This window comes from Thalassobacter sp. HA4-2 (genome assembly GCF_055693705.1).
Genome location: NZ_JBVFUK010000001.1, coordinates 484,423 through 501,561, shown reverse-complemented (window position 1 = coordinate 501,561; position 17,139 = coordinate 484,423). Strand labels below are relative to the sequence as shown.

General features: G+C 60.7%; 20 protein-coding genes and 3 pseudogenes. 14 read left to right on the top strand and 9 right to left on the bottom strand.

Annotated features, from left to right (window positions below):
• The first annotated feature begins 18 nt into the window (after positions 1–18).
• A complete protein-coding gene (locus tag ACZ1G0_RS02495) occupies positions 19–444 on the top strand; it encodes a hypothetical protein (RefSeq protein ID WP_472735492.1) in 426 nt (141 codons plus the stop codon).
• On the opposite strand, the gene ACZ1G0_RS02490 is transcribed toward ACZ1G0_RS02495, so the two are convergent.
• A complete protein-coding gene (locus ACZ1G0_RS02490; RefSeq protein WP_472735491.1) occupies positions 441–1,070 on the bottom strand; it encodes a ribonuclease T2 family protein in 630 nt (209 codons plus the stop codon). The two genes, ACZ1G0_RS02495 and ACZ1G0_RS02490, sit on opposite strands and share 4 nt — an antisense overlap.
• A 130-nt stretch (positions 1,071–1,200) precedes the next feature.
• Between ACZ1G0_RS02490 and ACZ1G0_RS02485 the strand changes: the two are divergent.
• Positions 1,201–1,949, top strand: a pseudogene (locus ACZ1G0_RS02485) (DUF1013 domain-containing protein).
• 55 nt (positions 1,950–2,004) lie between these two features.
• Here the strand turns inward: ACZ1G0_RS02485 and ACZ1G0_RS02480 are convergent.
• Genes ACZ1G0_RS02480 through clpS form a run of 4 tightly spaced genes read right to left on the bottom strand, consistent with a single transcriptional unit; the run spans position 2,005 to position 4,486 of the window.
• Positions 2,005–2,346 carry a RidA family protein gene (locus ACZ1G0_RS02480; RefSeq protein WP_472735490.1) on the bottom strand — a complete coding sequence of 114 codons (342 nt, stop codon included), beginning with the start codon at positions 2,344–2,346 and terminating at the stop codon, positions 2,005–2,007.
• 24 nt (positions 2,347–2,370) lie between these two features.
• Positions 2,371–3,171 (bottom strand): SDR family NAD(P)-dependent oxidoreductase, encoded by an 801-nt coding sequence (locus ACZ1G0_RS02475; RefSeq protein ID WP_472735489.1) that lies wholly within the window; start codon positions 3,169–3,171, stop codon positions 2,371–2,373.
• Positions 3,172–4,149 carry a methyltransferase gene (locus tag ACZ1G0_RS02470; RefSeq protein ID WP_472735488.1) on the bottom strand — a complete coding sequence of 326 codons (978 nt, stop codon included), beginning with the start codon at positions 4,147–4,149 and terminating at the stop codon, positions 3,172–3,174.
• Between the two features lie 13 nt (positions 4,150–4,162).
• Positions 4,163–4,486, bottom strand: a complete 324-nt coding sequence (gene clpS, locus ACZ1G0_RS02465) for an ATP-dependent Clp protease adapter ClpS (protein ID WP_472735487.1) — start codon at positions 4,484–4,486, stop codon at positions 4,163–4,165.
• Positions 4,487–4,589: 103 nt separating this feature from the next.
• On the opposite strand from clpS, the gene ACZ1G0_RS02460 reads away from it, so the two are divergent.
• Positions 4,590–5,327: an HAD family hydrolase gene (locus ACZ1G0_RS02460; RefSeq protein ID WP_472735486.1), complete on the top strand. Its 738-nt coding sequence runs from the start codon at positions 4,590–4,592 to the stop codon at positions 5,325–5,327.
• A 16-nt stretch (positions 5,328–5,343) separates the two neighbouring features.
• Here ACZ1G0_RS02460 and ACZ1G0_RS02455 read toward each other — a convergent pair whose 3' ends face one another.
• From ACZ1G0_RS02455 to ACZ1G0_RS02445, 3 genes are read right to left on the bottom strand one after another with little or no spacing between them, the layout of a single operon-like run.
• On the bottom strand, positions 5,344–6,051 hold the full coding sequence (locus tag ACZ1G0_RS02455) for a sulfotransferase-like domain-containing protein (RefSeq protein ID WP_472735485.1): 708 nt from the start codon (positions 6,049–6,051) through the stop codon (positions 5,344–5,346).
• Positions 6,048–6,716: an SGNH/GDSL hydrolase family protein gene (locus tag ACZ1G0_RS02450; protein WP_472735484.1), complete on the bottom strand. Its 669-nt coding sequence runs from the start codon at positions 6,714–6,716 to the stop codon at positions 6,048–6,050. The genes ACZ1G0_RS02455 and ACZ1G0_RS02450 overlap by 4 nt, the downstream gene beginning before the upstream one ends.
• Positions 6,713–7,612 carry a D-amino acid aminotransferase gene (locus tag ACZ1G0_RS02445; protein WP_472735483.1) on the bottom strand — a complete coding sequence of 300 codons (900 nt, stop codon included), beginning with the start codon at positions 7,610–7,612 and terminating at the stop codon, positions 6,713–6,715. The genes ACZ1G0_RS02450 and ACZ1G0_RS02445 overlap by 4 nt, the downstream gene beginning before the upstream one ends.
• A 91-nt stretch (positions 7,613–7,703) precedes the next feature.
• Here ACZ1G0_RS02445 and ACZ1G0_RS02440 point away from each other — a divergent pair, with 91 nt between their 5' ends.
• Positions 7,704–7,946, top strand: a complete 243-nt coding sequence (locus ACZ1G0_RS02440; protein WP_472735482.1) for a hypothetical protein — start codon at positions 7,704–7,706, stop codon at positions 7,944–7,946.
• Here ACZ1G0_RS02440 and ACZ1G0_RS02435 read toward each other — a convergent pair.
• Positions 7,890–8,176: pseudogene (locus ACZ1G0_RS02435) on the bottom strand (YggT family protein). The gene ACZ1G0_RS02440 and the pseudogene ACZ1G0_RS02435 overlap by 57 nt on opposite strands.
• Positions 8,177–8,286: 110 nt before the next feature.
• On the opposite strand from ACZ1G0_RS02435, the gene ACZ1G0_RS02430 reads away from it, so the two are divergent.
• The 10 genes and pseudogenes from ACZ1G0_RS02430 to ACZ1G0_RS02385 all read left to right on the top strand — a co-directional run bounded on the left by ACZ1G0_RS02430 (position 8,287) and on the right by ACZ1G0_RS02385 (position 17,137).
• Positions 8,287–8,814: an acyl-CoA thioesterase gene (locus tag ACZ1G0_RS02430; protein WP_472735481.1), complete on the top strand. Its 528-nt coding sequence runs from the start codon at positions 8,287–8,289 to the stop codon at positions 8,812–8,814.
• A 61-nt stretch (positions 8,815–8,875) separates the two neighbouring features.
• On the top strand, positions 8,876–10,228 hold the full coding sequence (locus ACZ1G0_RS02425) for an MFS transporter (protein ID WP_472735480.1): 1,353 nt from the start codon (positions 8,876–8,878) through the stop codon (positions 10,226–10,228).
• Positions 10,221–11,078 carry a penicillin-insensitive murein endopeptidase gene (mepA, locus tag ACZ1G0_RS02420; RefSeq protein ID WP_472735479.1) on the top strand — a complete coding sequence of 286 codons (858 nt, stop codon included), beginning with the start codon at positions 10,221–10,223 and terminating at the stop codon, positions 11,076–11,078. The genes ACZ1G0_RS02425 and mepA overlap by 8 nt, the downstream gene beginning before the upstream one ends.
• Positions 11,079–11,182: 104 nt before the next feature.
• Positions 11,183–12,508, top strand: a complete 1,326-nt coding sequence (locus ACZ1G0_RS02415) for a flagellar hook protein FlgE (RefSeq protein ID WP_472735478.1) — start codon at positions 11,183–11,185, stop codon at positions 12,506–12,508.
• 11 nt (positions 12,509–12,519) lie between these two features.
• Positions 12,520–13,401, top strand: a pseudogene (gene flgK, locus ACZ1G0_RS02410) (flagellar hook-associated protein FlgK); the annotation flags it as partial.
• A gap of 208 nt (positions 13,402–13,609) precedes the next feature.
• Complete coding sequence (locus ACZ1G0_RS02405; RefSeq protein ID WP_472735477.1) at positions 13,610–13,975, top strand: flagellar basal body rod C-terminal domain-containing protein; 366 nt, start codon at positions 13,610–13,612, stop codon at positions 13,973–13,975.
• Between the two features lie 3 nt (positions 13,976–13,978).
• Entirely contained in the window at positions 13,979–14,986 is a 1,008-nt protein-coding gene (locus ACZ1G0_RS02400; RefSeq protein WP_472735476.1) for a hypothetical protein, read from the top strand.
• The gene (locus ACZ1G0_RS02395; RefSeq protein WP_472735475.1) at positions 14,983–16,080 is read left to right on the top strand and encodes a flagellar basal body P-ring protein FlgI; all 1,098 of its coding nucleotides are present in this window, start codon (positions 14,983–14,985) and stop codon (positions 16,078–16,080) included. Before ACZ1G0_RS02400 ends, ACZ1G0_RS02395 begins: the two co-directional genes overlap by 4 nt.
• A 67-nt stretch (positions 16,081–16,147) precedes the next feature.
• Positions 16,148–16,945 (top strand): S49 family peptidase, encoded by a 798-nt coding sequence (locus ACZ1G0_RS02390; protein ID WP_472735474.1) that lies wholly within the window; start codon positions 16,148–16,150, stop codon positions 16,943–16,945.
• 3 nt (positions 16,946–16,948) lie between these two features.
• Complete coding sequence (locus ACZ1G0_RS02385) at positions 16,949–17,137, top strand: hypothetical protein (RefSeq protein WP_472735473.1); 189 nt, start codon at positions 16,949–16,951, stop codon at positions 17,135–17,137.
• The last annotated feature ends 2 nt before the right edge of the window (positions 17,138–17,139 follow it).

Sequence of the window (17,139 nt, the reverse complement as noted above, 5' to 3'; positions counted from 1 at the left end):
CTAACGAAGGAGTCGAAAATGAACTTTGCGTATGATGACACAGGCGCTGTGACCGTCGATTGGGTGGTTCTGACCGCCGCACTCGTCGGACTTGGACTTGCCGTGATGGCCGTCGTATCCAGCGGTGTCGCCAATGTTTCCACGGACATCGACACTCAGCTTAAGGCCGATGAGATTATCAAAACCACTTTCGGAAGCGGAGAAACATGCTCTGCGGGTGCGGGGGATTGTGAAAACGCTTTGCCTGCATGGGTCGCCGAAGAAATCGTAATCGATGGCGAAACCTATCCCGTAAATGAAAACGGCGTGATCGTCAGCTACGAAAGCGCTGACCCGCTTCAGCCCGAGTTCTGGGAAGAAATTAACGGGTTTATTCGCGAGGCAGGTTATCGTGACATTGCTGGTCGGGATGTGGATGAAAACGGTGTGCCGTTAGAGGGCTAGCGCATGGGGCTGAACAGGGCGTCGTCCATCCTGCAATCGCGGATCACGTCCGCCCCGCAGCGGCGCGGCTCTAGGTCTTTGGTCAAGCAGACGCGCACCTCTTGGATGCGGCCAGACTTGCAGGTGATCGTGATTTGATCCGGTGCAAGGTCCGGGTTCGCCTCCAGAAAGGCTTGCTCGATCACGCGGGCTGGGACGGTGATTTCGCGGTCCAGCTTGCGCAGAACCTGCGGTCTGTTCACGGCGTCATAGGCGGTGCGGGACGCCTGAAAATAAGCATCCGACGACAGCCCGGAACAGACCCCATGTTTTTTCCACTGGTGCCACGCCAGCCCGCCGGACCCCATGATATCGGCCATGGCCCGCGTGTCGCTGCGCGAGGGCGAGCGCTTGGCCGTGGGGCAATAGGCGGGCCAGCCCTCCTCGAACTGCGGCCAAAGGCCGTGCAGGGTGAACCCATAGCCGCGCCCCCGGTCACATTGGTCACTGTCCCGCGCGTCCCCTTCCAACGCGCACCACGTGGGCGTCCACGACAGGGCCAGAACGTAGTAGTCGAAGTCCCCTGCCCGTTCGCCATCAGCCCGCGCCACGCCCGTCATCAACAGCACCAAAACCAACCACCGCATTCGCTCTTCCCTCACTTTGACTTTCCGCATATATACCCTGCAAGTTCCCCCAAAAGCGAGAACCCGCAACCCTCAAAAGGTTGTCGCCCAGCCCGGGCGCCGGAGACGCTTTGCCGTAAGGAGAGATGTGATGAACAAACCGATCATGGCCAAAGCCACCGCCGTATGGCTGGTGGACAATACCACCCTAAGCTTCAAACAGATTGGCGACTTTTGTGGCCTGCACGAGCTGGAGGTGCAGGGCATCGCGGACGGCGACGTGGCCCAAGGCGTAAAAGGGTTTGACCCGGTCGCCAACAACCAGCTGACCCAAGACGAGATTGACGCGGCCGAAAAGAACCCGCTGCACAAGCTGAAGCTGAAGTTCAACCCCGCCGCTGTGGGCGAGGAAAAGCGCCGTGGCCCACGCTACACCCCCTGTCGAAACGGCAGGACCGTCCAAATTCGATCCTCTGGTTGGTCAAATTCCACCCAGAACTGACCGATGCCCAGATCTCCAAACTGATCGGAACCACCAAGCCCACGATCCAGTCGATCCGCGAGCGTACGCACTGGAACATCCAGAACATGCAGCCCATCGACCCTGTTGCCCTCGGCCTGTGCAAGCAAAGCGAGCTGGACGCCGCAGTTCAGAAAGCCGCCGCCAAGGCCAAGGCCGACGGTGTGATGACAGACGACGAGCGTCGCAAGCTGGTGTCGACGGAACAATCCTTGGGCGGCGATCCCGAACCCAAAATCCCGTCGGCGATTGCCGGTCTCGAAACATTCTCGCTGACGGGTGACGACGAAGAGAAAGAGCCCGACACAAGCGGTCGCGATGCGGACAGCTTCTTCAACCTGCCCTCGGGTGAGGATGACGACGAAGACGAAGACAAGTAAGCAAAAAGCCCGCCGTATCCCGGCGGGCTTTTCGCATCAGATCAGGCCGTTGCGCCTAGTCGTAGGCGGCGTCCACAATGATCTCGACCCGCAGTTCGGGACGGGCCAGTTTCGCCTCGCCACAGGCGCGGGCGGGGGCATGACCTTCGGGGACCCAAGCGTTCCAGACCTCGTTCAGTGCAGCAAAATCGCTCATATCTGCCAGCCAGATCGTGGCCCGCAGCATCTGTTTGCGCGACGATCCCGCCTGTTCCAGCAAGGCATCCAGACGGCGCAGACATTCGGTCGTCTGTTCCTGAATGGTAGCTCCTTCGCCCACTTGACCGGTGATATAGGCCACACCGTTGTGTTTGACGATCTTGGACGACCGTACCCCTGTTTCGATCCGTTCAATCATAACGGCCTCCTGCGTTGGTTGTGATTAGTGTGCCGGGCCTTCGACCGGGTCCAGCAGGGTGCGCCCGCCGTCCACAGTCAAGGTCTGCCCGGTCATGAAACCCGCACCGTCCGACGCAAGGAATTGCGCGGCATCGGCGACTTCGGATGGTTTGGCGATGCGGCCCATGGGGGTGCCGTCACAGATCGCGCCGCGCAGATCGACATCTTCCTTCAAGGCCGCTTTCAGCGACGCGGACATAACCGATCCAAAGGCGACGGAGTTCACGCGGATGCGGTGGGGGGCCAAGGCGACTGCAAGGCTGCGCGTCGCTTGGTCCAAAGCCGCAGAGGCGATGGAATAGGCCATCAGTTCGGGCTGGGTGCGGCGCGCCGCGATGGAGGAGATGTTGATGATGGATCCAATCATCCCCTCGTCCCGCCCATCGGTTTCAGCCTGTTTGATCATTTTCTTGGCCACGGCCTGACTGACCCGCAGGGAGGTCATCAGATTTTGCTGCAACAGTTGTTCGACGCTGTCATCCTCGGGATCCAGCGGATCGGTTTTGACGATCTGTCGGCTGGAGTTCACAAGGATATCCACCTGATCAAACGCGTCCAAAGTGGCCGACAAGAGGTTTGCGACGGTCAGACGCTCGCGCAGATCGCCCGCAAAGAATCGCAAGTTCTCGTTCTCGGTGCCGATCTGTTCGCGCAGCCCGTCTTCGTCCCGGTCCACGCACATCACCTTGGCGCCCCGTTCCTCGAAGTGGCGGGCGATGGCAAGGCCAACACCATTGGCCGCCCCCGTGACGATGGCGGTTTTTCCAGTGATCCCAAGGGCCATTTAGCGTTCCTTTCGCGGACGGCGTGCCGAAATGACCTTGTACCCGCCCTGGTCCGCCAAGACCACCGTTTCTGCAAAACAGGCCTCGAGGGCGTGTTCGTAGGGCAGGTGCCGGTTGGCCACCATCACAAAGGTGCCGCGCGGGGCAAGGGTGCGGGCCGCCGTGCGGATAAAGGCCTGTCCCAGTTCGGGCGCGGTTTGGCGGCCAATGTGAAACGGCGGGTTCGAGATCACCCAATCGTAGCGCCCGGACCAATCCCGTGCATCGGTCCAGTGAAAGCACGCCCGGGGATCGGTGCCGTTCAGACGCGCGGCTTGGATGGCCAACCACTCCGCCTCGATCAAGTCGATGGATGTGATATCGTCGCCCCGGGCCAGGACACTGGCCGACAGAAAGCCCCAGCCCGCCCCCAGATCACAGACCGCCCCTGCGACGGGCGGCAGCGTCTGCATCAACAACGCCGATCCCCGGTCAATACCATCTGCCGAGAATACGCCCGGCACGGTTGTGAAACCGTCCACTGTGGCAGGTTCGGCGCGCCAGCCCTCCGGCACCGCGCCGGTGTTGGGAAAGGAGAACACCTTGCCGTGGTTCTTGGACACCGCAGCCGAGCATTCGAACAGCTTGCGGCACATTTTGTAGATCGTCTCGACCCCGTCGCCCTTGGCCCCATCAACGATGATGGTGGCCCCCTTGGGCAAGGCGACTATGGCATCCGCCAATAAAGACAGGGTCAACGCCTTGGCCTTTTGAGCCACGACAAGCGCTGCGTCCGCGCCAGTATCCAAGGTCGGCGTCACCGCAAACCCGCGCCGTTCCAATGCTGCGACATCGGGCTGAAACCCCTGCACGACGCGCAACAGGTCCGGCGCGATATCGCCAAAGTCATAGGCCCCATCGGGCCGCATCACAGCCAACGTACCCTCGGGCAGGTCAATCGCGCCGTTGTCCAGCGCAAAACGAAGTCGGGAGGTCATACCGGACGGAGGATTACTCCTCCTTCTCCATGGTGCATTGCAGGGGGTGTTGGTTGCGGCGGGCAAAATCCATCACTTGGGCCACCTTCGTCTCGGCGATTTCGTGGCTGAACACACCCACCACCGCAAGGCCCTTTTTGTGCACCGTCAACATGATTTCGACCGCTTGCCCATGGCCGATCCCAAAGAATCGTTCCAGCACATGCACCACGAATTCCATCGGGGTGTAGTCGTCATTCAACAACATCACCTTGTACATTGGCGGTTTGGCCGTCTTTGGCTTGGTCTCGGTGATGACCGAGGTGTCGCCGTCGTCGGGTTTGTCCGTCTCTGACATGGAAGTGGATGGGAGGACCAAGGGGCACCTGCGCGGTTGGGGTTTGCGTTCTGGTGTCATAATATAATCTGACACGCACGAGAGAAAAGGGGGCAATCTGCCAATGGCGTTAATCACCACTATCGGTTTCGACGCCGACGACACGCTTTGGCATAACGAGACCTACTTTCGCGTGACCGAGGACCGGTTTGTGGACCTGCTGTCGGACTATGCAGACGGGCCCGATCTGAAGGCGCGGTTGCTGGCTGCGGAGCGTCGAAATATCGGGCACTACGGCTTTGGGATCAAAGGCTTTACCCTGTCGATGATCGAAACCGCGATCGAGGTCACAGATGGCCGCGTGCCTGCCAACGTGATTTCGGACATCCTTGCGTCCGGGCGCGAGATGCTGCGCCACCCGGTTGATCTGTTTCCCCATGCGCGCGCGGCCGTAACGGCCTTGGCGAGGGAGTATCGGATGTTGCTGATCACAAAGGGGGACCTGCTGGATCAGGAACGCAAAGTGGCCGCATCCGGGCTGGACCCGTATTTCGACGAGGTTTGCGTGGTCAGCGATAAAACCCGCGCGACCTATCAATACCTGTTCGCCCGCCACGGGGACGGGGCCGAGGCAGCGATGATGGTCGGCAACTCGATGAAGTCCGATGTTGTGCCCGCAATTGAGGCCGGCGCCTGGGGCGTGTTCGTACCGTTTGAACTGTCGTGGGAATTGGAGCATGCGGACGTGCCCGAAGACCACCCGCGCTACCATGCGTTGCCTGATCTGGGCGCGCTGCCCGATTTGGTGGCGCGTATTGGGTCGGGCGGGACGCCTGCGGCGGGGGTATTTGGAACCCAATGAAGGCAGGCGACTAACCTTAATCCAACGTTAGCGCGCGGGAGGAGAGGGCCTGATAGTACGTCAATGCGGCATCGTGGATGACTTGATGGTGTGGGGCAACGGGTGGCAAGGGCCCCTCTGGATCGGCGAAACCCGTGGACCGATGCACCGCTCCGTACCAATGACGTGCCCAGATGCCGTCGTCCTTGTGCCCCCCGGCGGGCCAGCGCAACATGCCCTCGTCCCAAGGCAAGCCAATTTCGGCACAGAGTTTTTGCAAGGCCGCACGCGGATTGGCCCGGATGGTGGCACTGTCGATGACCGGTCCTTCGATCCGATCATATAGCACCGCTTGTTGAGCGAACCCGATATCCTCTAACGTCACGGTTTCGCGTTTCACCGCATAACTGGCCAGCACGCGAGCAGGATGGCGGATCAGGTGGATGTTTGTGCACCCGTCGGCCCATTCCAGCGGAAAGCCGGGCAACATGTGGTGCGGCATGTGTTTCATATACCAGTGCGGCGTGCCGTCCGGGATCGGGCCAGCACAGCTCTGCGCGACGGAGGCCGCATCCGCGTCGTGGGCGGCGATGATCTGATCCGCCATGGGATGATCGGCACCCGTCGTCGCAAGGTAGGGGGCATAGAACGGCTCATCCCACACGGCGCAATCACTGCGCGCACCGAAGCTGTACATCATGGCCGTCGACAGATTGCGTGGGCCGGACCACATGGCGATTTTCATTGGCTCTCCAGTATCAAGGGGGCGAGGTGTTCTGCCCAAAGGGCATAGGCTTTGGCCCCGGGATGCAAGCCGTCCCGGGCCAGCATTTCCAAGGTGATCGGCACATCGAAGGTCATGTGGATCGCGCCTGCGGCCCCGGCGATTTGGCGCAAGCGGGTGTCAAAAGCGTCGCGCCGTTTGGCCATCACGGTGCGCAGGGGGCTGGGGATCGGGAAATCACCGACGGGCGGGAGGGCCGTACAGATGATCTTGCTCGCGGGGAGTTCTTGCAGGAGTGTCCCATAGTTCTGGGCAAAGGTCTCCTCTGTTACACCGTTCTTGGCATCGTTGATGCCAACGGCCAGCACTGCCACGTCGTAGGTGTCAGCAGGCAAGGCGCGCAGGCGCTTCAGGGTCGTGGCCGTAGTCGCACCGCAGCGCGCCGTCAGCCGCCAGTGGACCGTGCGAAGGGGGGCAAGGGCGGCGACCAGCCGACCGGACAGGGCCTGTGATTGCTGCGCGACCCCCACCCCGGCGGCGGAGGAATCCCCCAAGATGAGCAGCCGCAGTTCGGGTCCGTACCCCGCGACCCCTTCGCGCGCGCCGGTCGGTTCCTGCAACCGGGGGCGCGAGGCCAACAGCCATGCCCCCTGGGCCGCTACGATAGGCGCCTGCCACAACTTCATGCGCCAACGAGGTCTTTGTAAAGGCCACGAATACGCTGGGTGATTGGGCCAAGCTGGCCGTCCCCGATGACGCGGCCATCGACCTCTCCGACCGGAGTTTGCGCGCCGAAGGTGCCAGTCAGAAAGGCCTCGTCCGCGCCGTAGGTATCGACCAGCGAGAAGTTCCGTTCAAACACCGGGATGTCATTGGCGCGGCACAGGTCGATGACCTTTTGCCGGGTGATCCCGTTCATGCAGTAATCGCCAGTGCTGGTCCAAACCGCACCCTTGCGCACGATGAAAAAGTTGCAGGCGTTGGTCGTGTTCACGAACCCGTGGACGTCGAGCATCAGCGCCTCGTCTGCCCCAGCTTTCTCGGCGGCGATGCAGGCGAGGATACAGTTCAGCTTGGAATGGCTGTTGAGCTTGGGGTCTTGGGTCATGGGCAACCCGCGCTGGTGGGGCACCGTAGCCAAACGAATGGGACGGGGGATCTTGGGCTTGGAATGTTCCATGATGATGACCATCGTCGGCCCCGACACGGACAAGCGCGGGTGCTGGAACGGCAGGCGCTTCACCCCGCGCGTCACCATCAGGCGGGCGTGGGCGTCGGTGTGCATGTCGTTGGCCGCGCGGGTGGCCTCCAGCGCCGCAAAGACCTGATCCGGCGTCATGCCGATGTCGAGGTCAATCGCCTTGGCCGCCTCGAACAACCGACCGAGATGTTCGTCCGCAAAGCTCCATGTGCCGTTGTAAAGCCTCAACCCCTCCCAGACGCCATCACCCAGCATGAAGCCGCTGTCATAGACCGAGACGACCGCCTCGGATCGATGTTTCAACTGACCGTCGACCCAGATCAACAGATCCTTGTTGCGGGCGTCTTCTTCGGCTTCGTGGGTGGAGGCTTCGGTGGTCATCGGCGTTCCTTCGCTTGTCGGGGAATGATAGATCGGCGGAGATTGGCCGCCAAGAGGTCACAGAGCCGTGACCTCACGCTGGCGTGCATTGATGCCACACCGCGCCCGCGCCATCATCGAGGCGAAAATGACGGAGGAAGTCATGACACGCACCCAAGTGATGAACCTGAAGATCGCCATTCTACTTGTCGCCATGGCCGCGGGAACGGTGATGGATCACAAGATGTCCGACCACACAGCCGAATGCGCCACCTGCCCCCAAGACGTGCAGCCGACCCTAGTAAAAGACCGCAGCGTTGTTGCGCAGGATCGTTTCCAAGGCAAAGATGCCTAGGATCACGACAAGGGGGGCGAGGTCCAGCCCCCCATCTGCGGAAGTGCGCGGCGAATTGGACCGTAGACAGGTTCCAGCAACCGATTCAGGCCATCCCAGATTTGACCCACGATCGGTTGGTTGTAGTTCAGGATCTGAAAGTTCAGCAGCCACGACATGATGATGTGGATGATGATGATCATCTTGGCGACACCGATCAGCATCATCAGGATTTCAAACAGAGATTGCATGGCAGGCCCTTCCTTGGTTGACCGATAGGTAGTGCGCGGGCACGGGCCCTGCAAGCCGTTGACCCGAGGTATGGGTTGACGTCCGCGTCAAGACAGGCGATCCGGCCTCCATGTACCCTATGATCCGATTAGTTAAGGAGTTCTGGAAATTCCGGAACGCCCCATCCCTGCCCATCGACGGCACCCATGTCAGCCACCACATCTGTTGGCCCTCCGACATTGACCTGTGGTGGGAACTGAACAACGGGCGCACCCTGACCCTGTATGATCTTGGCCGCCTGCCCCTTGGGCGCCGCACAGGCCTGTTCGAGGCCCTGCGCCGTGAACGATGGGGCCTGACAATGGCCGGAGCCTCCGTCCGCTACCGCCGCAGGGTCCGCATGTTCCAGCGGGTCGAGATGCGATCACGCGCGTTAGGAGCGGATGATAAATTCATTTATCTGGAACAAAGCATGTGGCGCGGAGACACCTGCTGTTCGCACATCCTGTACCGGTCTGCCGTGACGGATCGCAACGGCATCGTGCCGGTGTCGCGGGTCCTGCAAGCCTTGGGCAACCCTGAGATGCCCGCTTTGCCCGACTGGGTAAAGGCATGGATCAACGCGGATGCACACCGCCCCTGGCCCCCCGAAATGTAAGGTAAAGGTTGCAATCACCCCGCCTACCGGGTCCTGTATTCAAAAACGGGGGGGATGGCCCATGGCCGAGGTTTCCGCGCGCAAGCGCATTTTCGGTTGGATGATGTTTGACTGGGCCAGCCAGCCCTACAACACCCTGCTGCTGACGTTCATCTTTGGCCCCTACTTTGCCTCTGCGGTCGTGTCGGACCCGGTCCTTGCGCAAAGCTATTGGGGCTTTGCCATCGGGGCCTCGGGCATTGTGATCGCCCTGATGGCCCCCTTCCTTGGTGCGGTGGCAGACAGCAGCGGGCGGCGAATGATCTGGGTCTGGGTTTTCTCGGCGCTGTATGTGATGGGTGCGGCCGCTTTGTGGTTTGCCGTACCCGACATGGAAAACGTCGTGCTGCTGCTGGTGGTCTTCTGCATCGGCCTGATCGGGATGGAGTTTGCAACGATCTTCACCAACGCCATGCTGCCCAGCCTTGGCACCCGCGCAGAAATTGGCCGCATCTCAGGCTCTGGCTGGGCGATGGGCTATCTGGGTGGTGTCTTTGCCCTGATCCTGATGCTGACGCTGCTGGCCGAAAACGAAAGCGGCGTAACCTTGTTGGGAAACGCGCCCTTGTTCGGGTTGGATGCCGAGGCACGCGAAGGCACACGGTCCGTTGGCCCCGTCACCGCCCTGTGGTTCATTGTGTTCATGATCCCGTTCTTTCTGTTCGTGCGCGAAGTGCGCCCGCCCAAATCAACGGCCAAGGTGAAGATGGGCAAGGTGATGGGGGACCTCTGGCGCACCCTGCGGTCCCTGCCCGAACGGCCCAGCTTTTCCGCCTACCTGCTATCGTCGATGTTCTACCGCGACGCCCTGAACGGGATGTACACCTTTGGCGGCATCTATGCCGTGGGTGTGCTGGGTTGGACGCCGGTGGATGTGGGCGTGTTCGGCATATTGGCAGCAATCACCGGCGCGCTGTTTGCGTGGCTTGGGGGGCACGCGGACGCCCGGTTTGGGCCGAAACCCGTGATTGTGCTCTGCATCGTCGTGTTGCTGGCTGTCTCAATCAGCACCGTTCTGGTGTCCCGCGACAGTGTGCTGTTCATGGCGGTGGACGCGGCCAGCCCCGCGCCCGACATCGCGTTCTACATCCTTGGGTGCCTGATCGGGGCGGCGGGCGGATCGCTGCAGGCGGCCTCTCGCACCATGTTGGTCCGACAAGTCGCCGGGGGCCGCATCACCGAGGCGTTCGGTCTCTACGCACTTGCCGGTAAGGCCACGGCCTTTTTGGCCCCTATGCTGATCGGCTTTGTCACCCTTGTCAGCGAAAGTCAGCGCGTCGGTGTTTTACCCGTCGCAGGGCTTTTCATTCTTGGCCTGATCCTGATGATATGGGTCAAGCCCGATGGCCCGCGCACGGAGGAACCCCATGTTTAGACTTGCCGCCTTGATCTGCCTGCTTGCCACCCCGATGGCGGCGGAACCAATCGCCAAGCAACAGTTCGGGGCCGTGGCCTTGGGATCCGCACAATCGCCCGAACCCATCGGCGGCTATGCCAAAGGGTGTGCTGCGGGCCTTGTCGCTCTGCCCGAAACCGGACCAACTTGGCAGGCCATGCGCCTGTCCCGCAATCGCAACTGGGCACTGCCCCGGACCGTGGACTTTGTGCAGGACCTGTCCCGCGATGCCAAACGCCTTGGCTGGGCGGGGCTTTATGTGGGTGATATGAGCCAACCGCGCGGTGGCCCCATGCTGACCGGGCATCGCAGCCACCAGACCGGGTTGGATGTGGACGTTTGGCTGTACCCTACCGAGCGCATGAACCTGACACGTCGCGAGCGAGAAAACCTATCCGCCGTATCCATGCGCCGGGACCGAGGCGCCTATGTCAACAGCCGCTGGACACGCACCCACCACGAACTGATCAAGGCCGCCGCCAAAGACCGCCGGGTCGCGCGTATCTTCATCTTTCCCGGGGCCAAGGTGCAAATGTGCAACGATGAGACGGGCAACAAGAACTGGCTGCGCAAGGTGCGCCCGTGGTGGGGCCATCACTATCACATGCACATCCGGCTGAAATGCCCACGTGGCGCCCGCGAGTGTGTGGATCAATCGCCCCCGCCCCCCGGCAATGGCTGTGCAGATGCGCAGAACTGGGTGAACGACATCCTCAACCCGCCCCCGCCAAACCCAAATGCACCGGCCCCCGCTAAACGGGTGGAGCTGCGCATGGCGGATCTGCCGCAATCCTGCCGCGCCGTTTTGAACGCACCCGCGCAGAAATGAGCTTGGTCAAAATAGATCGCATTTGATCTGTTAGGGCGACGTTAAGTCAGGCCTGCGATGAACGCTGTGGAACTACGAGTATTCTGCAGCAGAAAGGCGCAGCTATGACCATTTCTTCCTCGCTCAATGCGGGTGTCGCGGGCCTGAACGTGAACGCCAGCCGCTTGGCCACCATCTCTGACAACATCGCGAACTCCGGCACTTATGGCTATAAACGGGCCGTCGCCGATTTCTCGTCTCTCGTGATTGACCAGACCAGCGGCAAATACTCCGCCGGTGGGGTCAGGGTTACGACCTACCGCATGGTGGATGAACAGGGCACACTTGTGAACACGGACAACCCGACCGACCTTGCCATTGCAGGACGCGGCCTGTTGCCTGTAACCAACATCACGGCAGTCGACAATGTTGGCGGTGACCTGCCCCTCATGCTGACCACGACCGGTTCTTTCCGTCCCGACAGCTCCGGCATTTTGCGCACGGATACGGGACTTGTGTTGATGGGCTGGCCTGCCATGCCCAACGGTGAAATCCCGAACTTCCCCCGTACCACCGCCGAAGGGTTGGAGCCTGTGCGCGTCAATTTGAACCAATTCGCAGGCGATCCGACCACCCGCGTGGAACTGGGCCTGAACCTGCCTGCAACTGAAACGCAGGCTGGCCAGTTGGGCGAGACACGCGATTTCCCTGTTGAGTATTTCGACAACCTTGGCACGTCTCAAACCCTTATGATGGAGTTCACGCCCTCCATTCCTGCAAACGCGAGCGATCCGGCATCAAACACATGGAACCTTGTGATCAAAGACCAAGCACAGGGTGGCGCGACAGTCGGCGACTACACAATTCGCTTCGATGGGTCGCAAGCGTCCGGGGGTGCGCTGGCAAATGTCGTGGACAATTCCGTCACCCCCGGCACTGGGTCCTACAATACCGACACGGGCGAATTGTCGATCAACGTGGCCGGCGGCGGGTCCATGACCATTGATATCGGCCGCTACAATGACACGCGGGGCCTGACCCAGCTGTCCAACTCCTTTGCACCGGTGGCCGTGAATAAAAACGGCAGCCCGGTCGGCAACCTCAGCTCGGTCGAAGTGGACGCCAGTGGATACCTGAAGGCGATCTACGACATTGGATTCACCAAAACGATCTACCAGATCCCAGTGGCAGACGTGCCCAATCCGAACGGTCTGATTTCCCAGAACAACCAGACGTTCGAAGTATCTCCCGACTCGGGCTCCTTGTTCCTGTGGGATGCCGGGGACGGACCAACAGGTGACATGGCAGGCTTCACCCGCGAAGAAAGCTCTACGGACGTCGCAGCGGAATTGACCCAACTGATCCAGACACAAAGGGCCTACAATTCCAACGCCAAGGTCATCCAGACCGTGGACGAGATGTTGCAAGAAACCACCAACATCAAACGCTGATCGTCTAGGGTATGAGCCTGTCTTCTTCCCTTTCCTCCGCGCTCAGCGGATTGACCGCTGCGTCGCGCGCCGCCGAGGTGGTGTCCGCCAACGTGTCGAATGCCAACACGCCCGGGTACGGCGTGCGTAGCGTCGAATTGACATCTACGGGATTGGGGTCATCGGGTGCGGGCGTGCGGGTGGTTGGCGTAGAACGACAAGTTGATCCGCGCCTGCTGGCCGACCGTCGCGGCGCGGACGCAGCACAGATGCAGGCCAGCACCCTTGCTTCGTTTCAACGGGACATGGAAACGGCCATCGGCCTACCCGATGACCCGGCCAGCCTGAACGGAACTCTGGCGCGCTTTGAGGGCGCACTGATCGAAGCTGCGGCGCGCCCTGACAGCACCGGGCGCCTGTCCGCTGTCCTATCGGCTGCAGAAGGCGTTGCGTCAAAAATCGCGGGTATTTCCTCTGAAATCAGTGCAGCCCGGGTCAGGGCAGACAAATCCATCGCCAGCACAGTCCAAACCCTAAATGCCAACCTCGAACAGATTGCGGAACTCAACGGGCAGATCCGGCGTGGCGCGACCTCTAACCAAGATAACAACACGCTGATTGATCAGCGCCAGAAACTGGTGGACAGCGTCGCGCAAATGATCCCTGTCCAACAGGTGAACCGCGATTTCGGCGAGGTTGCCCTGATCTCAAAGGGTGGTTTGGTTCTACTGGATGGCACCCCGGGGCGGTTTGATTTCGACGGTACGGCGATGATCACACCACAAATGACCCTGCAATCTGGCGGCCTGTCTGGGCTTTCGTTTAATGGTCGTCCGGTGGCTGTTGAAACCGATCAAGGCCTTGTGCAAGGCGGGAAGCTGGCGGCTCTTTTCGAAGTTCGTGATCGCACAGCCGTCACCGCACATACCCGCATCGACGCCGTCGCGCGCGACTTGATTGAACGGTTCGAGGCACCGGACCTCGACCCAACGCGCGCCCCTGGCGCACCGGGCCTGTTCACGGATCAAGGGGCTGCCTTTGATCCATTGACCGAGGTGGGCCTCGCGTCGCGTCTCAGCGTCTCTGCCCTTGTCTCACCGGATCAGGGGGGCGTTGTGGCGGTTGCGCGACGGACTTGGGGCGACAACACCCGGTGCCATCGGCAACAGCGCGCAATTGGATCGCTACATCGGTGCCTTGAACATATCTCGCACCCAAGCATCCGGCGACTTCATCACTGCCTCGCGCACAGCTGCTGGACTAGCATCGGACCTTCTGTCGCTGGTCAGTTCCGAACGCAACCAAGCCGACACCGCCGAGGCCTTCACATCCAACCGCTTGACCGCCCTGCAAGAACAGGAGCTGCGCGGGGGCGTGGATACGGATTTCGAAATGCAACGGCTGTTGTTGATCGAACAGGCCTACGCGGCCAATGCCCGTATCGTCGAAGTGGTCGGCGATATGATGGATCGATTGACGAGGATCTAGGCCATGAGCATTTTTTCAACAGGTGACCTGTCCACAGCATTTATGCTGAACCGACAATCCAGCGCCGCCAAAACAGACATCACGCGCCTGAGCCAAGAGCTTTCGACAGGGCTACAGGCGGATACGGCCAAGGCGGTCGGGCACGATTTTTCGGTACTCAGCAACATCGAACGCGCCAGCCGTATCAATGAAAGCTACTTGCGATCCACGAACGAAGCAGGCGTGTACTTCGATGCCGCCCAGGCTGCGTTGACCCAAGCGCAAGAATCGGTGGCGACTTTCGCATCTGATATCATGTCCACGACCGGGTCTGGTGCCTTCGGCCTGATCGAAGTGAAAGCGGGCGATGCACAGTCTCGCATGGACAGTTTGATCAACACGATGAACCTCGCTGTGGGCGGGCGGCATGTGTTTTCTGGACAAACGACAGACACGCCGCCCCTCGCCAATGCCGAAGCGATGCTTGCGAGCTTACAAACCGTTGTTACCGGTGTGACTGACGTCCAGGATTACACCGATCGGATTGACGCTTGGTTCGGCCCGGGTGGTGATTTTGAAAACAGCGGTTTTCAAGGCAGCACCAGCCCGATGTCCCCCTTTTTGTTGAATGAGGACACCCGCACCACCATGGAAGTCACCGCAGACACGCAAGCGGTGCGCGACAGCTTGGCCGCCATGGCGAAAGTGGCCTTGCTGCCAACATCCTCTCTGCCCGACACTGGGTCTGCACGGCGGGACGTTATCGCTCAGGTGGGCGTAGATTTGATCTCCACTGGCAACCAGTTTCTGCAGTTGCAGGCCAGCGTTGGCAGCTCTCAGGAACTAATTGACCGGATTGGGACCAACTTGCGCAGCGAAAGCACAGCCCTGGATATAACCCGCGCAGATTTGCTGTCCGCCGACCCTTTTCAAACGGCGACCGAGTTGCAGCAAATCAGCACCCAGTTGGAAGCCCTCTATGTGATCACCAGCCGTGTCGCGAACCTCAAACTGACGGATTTCCTAAGATGATAAAATGGCTTTTGACCTTTGCGGTTCTTTTCTCGATCAGCAGCGCTGCCGCCAATCCAATCCGGATCAAGGACCTGGTGGAATTCGACGGGGTCCGCGGGAACGACCTGATCGGATACGGCTTGGTTGTTGGGCTCAACGGCACCGGGGACGGCCTGCGCAACGCCCCTTTTACCGAAGAGATCATGACCAGCATTCTGGAACGTCTCGGCGTCAACGTCACCGGAGAACAGTTTCGCCCGCGCAACGTGGCGGCCGTGATCGTCACGGCAAGTCTGCCGCCCTTTGCACGGTCCGGCAGCCGCATTGACATCACCGCGTCGGCCATTGGTGACGCCGACAGCCTACTGGGCGGCACACTGATCATGACCCCTTTGACCGCAGCGGACGGACAGATCTACGCGGTCGCCCAAGGCACCATTATCGCGGGCGGTGCCACGGCCGAAGGGGATGGAGCGCGGGTGACACAAGGCGTGCCGACATCGGGCATGATCCCTTCCGGCGCGCGGGTCGAACGGGAAGTGGCGTTTGATTTTGCCGGCATGACCCAACTGCGCCTTGCACTGAGGTCGCCCGATTTCACAACGGCCCGGCGGATAGAAAGCGCCATCAACAGCCAGTTTCGCAGCAGCGCACGCATGCTGGATGCGGGCACGGTCGTGCTGGATATCGCGCGCACGCGGCAACCCTCGCCTGCCCATGCCTTGTCCATCGTGGAAAACATTCGTGTCGAACCCGAGCAAAGGGCGCGCGTTGTGGTGGATCAACGGTCCGGCACCATCGTCATGGGCGAAGACGTTCGCATCAGTCGCGTCGCCGTCAGCCAAGGCAATCTGACCCTGCGCATCCAAGAACAACCGATTGTGGTGCAACCAAACCCCTTTGCCGATGGCGAAACGATTGTCGTCCCACGCACGGATGTCGCCTTGGACGAAGAAGAAGGCATCGGTTTGGCCGAAATTCGCGAAGGCGCAAACCTGTCGGAGGTGATCGCAGGTCTCAATGCCCTTGGCGTATCCCCACGCGATATGATCGACATCCTCAAATCCATCAAAGCGGCCGGAGCGCTGCATGCCGATTTTATTGTGCGCTAGCCCCGTTGCGCCAGAATAACCCCGCGCGCGTCTTGTTCCGCTCCTTTGATCACTCTACATCCTGTGCATGAAACGCTGGATCCCCTTTGTCAAAACGCCGCCCACTGTGGCCGTCATTCGTTTGCAGGGCGTGATCGCCTCGGGTGGCCGCGGCGGGTTGTCCGGCGCCGCTCTGCGTCCCCTTTTGGAACGGGCGTTCACAAAGGGTAAACCCAAGGCCGTCGCGCTGGCCATCAACAGCCCTGGGGGATCCCCGGTCCAAAGCGCGCTGATCGGTCGGCATATTCGCCGTTTGGCGAAGGAACACGATGTCCCGGTGCACGCCTTTGTCGAAGATGTGGCCGCGTCCGGTGGTTACTGGTTGGCCTGCGCCGCCGACGACATTTATGTGGATGAGAGTTCTATCGTCGGTTCCATCGGTGTCATCTCAGCGTCGTTCGGGTTTCATGAATTTCTGGCGCGCCAAGGGGTAGAACGCAGGGTACATACGGCGGGCAAAGACAAATCCATGCTGGACCCATTCCGCCCAGAACGCGCAGAAGACATCGAGCGTCTGAAATCCCTGCAGGGTCAAATCCACGATAGTTTCATTCAACATGTGAAAGACACACGCGGCACACGGCTTAGCGATGATCGTGACTTGTTCACTGGTGAAATCTGGGTGGGGCGCAAAGCGATTGAGGTCGGGCTGGTGGACGGAGTGGGTCACCTTGAGGACGTCATGCGCGACCTTTACGGCGATAAGGTCAAATTCATCCGCCATGGCCAGAAACGTCCACTGTTGCAAAGGCTCGGGGCGCAGGCTGGTGGCGCTGTCTTGGCATCCATCGAGGATCGCGCCCATTGGGCTCGGTTTGGCCTGTAGTCGATGCTGCTCAAGATCATTACGTTTTTCTTGATCGGCATGGCCATCCTGGCGATGTTCGGTCGCCTGCGCCTGCCGGGAATCGGTGCAATCAACCCCAAGCGACTGGGGCGTGGCCGTTGCCGCGCTTGCGGTGCGCCAAAGGTCGGCGCATCCCCGTGCCCCTGCAAAAACAGCAAATCCAAAGGATGAAG

Coding starts and splice junctions, on each gene's coding strand:
- ACZ1G0_RS02480 (WP_472735490.1), bottom strand. CDS start 2,346: ATGATTGAACGGATCGAAACAGGGGTACGGTCGTCCAAGATCGTCAAA.
- clpS (WP_472735487.1), bottom strand. CDS start 4,486: ATGTCAGAGACGGACAAACCCGACGACGGCGACACCTCGGTCATCACC.
- ACZ1G0_RS02415 (WP_472735478.1), top strand. CDS start 11,183: ATGACCATTTCTTCCTCGCTCAATGCGGGTGTCGCGGGCCTGAACGTG.
- ACZ1G0_RS02395 (WP_472735475.1), top strand. CDS start 14,983: ATGATAAAATGGCTTTTGACCTTTGCGGTTCTTTTCTCGATCAGCAGC.
- ACZ1G0_RS02425 (WP_472735480.1), top strand. CDS start 8,876: ATGGCCGAGGTTTCCGCGCGCAAGCGCATTTTCGGTTGGATGATGTTT.
- ACZ1G0_RS02470 (WP_472735488.1), bottom strand. CDS start 4,149: ATGACCTCCCGACTTCGTTTTGCGCTGGACAACGGCGCGATTGACCTG.
- ACZ1G0_RS02455 (WP_472735485.1), bottom strand. CDS start 6,051: ATGAAAATCGCCATGTGGTCCGGCCCACGCAATCTGTCGACGGCCATG.
- ACZ1G0_RS02490 (WP_472735491.1), bottom strand. CDS start 1,070: ATGCGGTGGTTGGTTTTGGTGCTGTTGATGACGGGCGTGGCGCGGGCT.
- ACZ1G0_RS02460 (WP_472735486.1), top strand. CDS start 4,590: ATGGCGTTAATCACCACTATCGGTTTCGACGCCGACGACACGCTTTGG.
- ACZ1G0_RS02390 (WP_472735474.1), top strand. CDS start 16,148: ATGAAACGCTGGATCCCCTTTGTCAAAACGCCGCCCACTGTGGCCGTC.
- ACZ1G0_RS02385 (WP_472735473.1), top strand. CDS start 16,949: ATGCTGCTCAAGATCATTACGTTTTTCTTGATCGGCATGGCCATCCTG.
- ACZ1G0_RS02475 (WP_472735489.1), bottom strand. CDS start 3,171: ATGGCCCTTGGGATCACTGGAAAAACCGCCATCGTCACGGGGGCGGCC.
- ACZ1G0_RS02445 (WP_472735483.1), bottom strand. CDS start 7,612: ATGACCACCGAAGCCTCCACCCACGAAGCCGAAGAAGACGCCCGCAAC.
- ACZ1G0_RS02495 (WP_472735492.1), top strand. CDS start 19: ATGAACTTTGCGTATGATGACACAGGCGCTGTGACCGTCGATTGGGTG.
- ACZ1G0_RS02450 (WP_472735484.1), bottom strand. CDS start 6,716: ATGAAGTTGTGGCAGGCGCCTATCGTAGCGGCCCAGGGGGCATGGCTG.
- ACZ1G0_RS02430 (WP_472735481.1), top strand. CDS start 8,287: ATGTACCCTATGATCCGATTAGTTAAGGAGTTCTGGAAATTCCGGAAC.
- mepA (WP_472735479.1), top strand. CDS start 10,221: ATGTTTAGACTTGCCGCCTTGATCTGCCTGCTTGCCACCCCGATGGCG.
- ACZ1G0_RS02400 (WP_472735476.1), top strand. CDS start 13,979: ATGAGCATTTTTTCAACAGGTGACCTGTCCACAGCATTTATGCTGAAC.
- ACZ1G0_RS02440 (WP_472735482.1), top strand. CDS start 7,704: ATGCCACACCGCGCCCGCGCCATCATCGAGGCGAAAATGACGGAGGAA.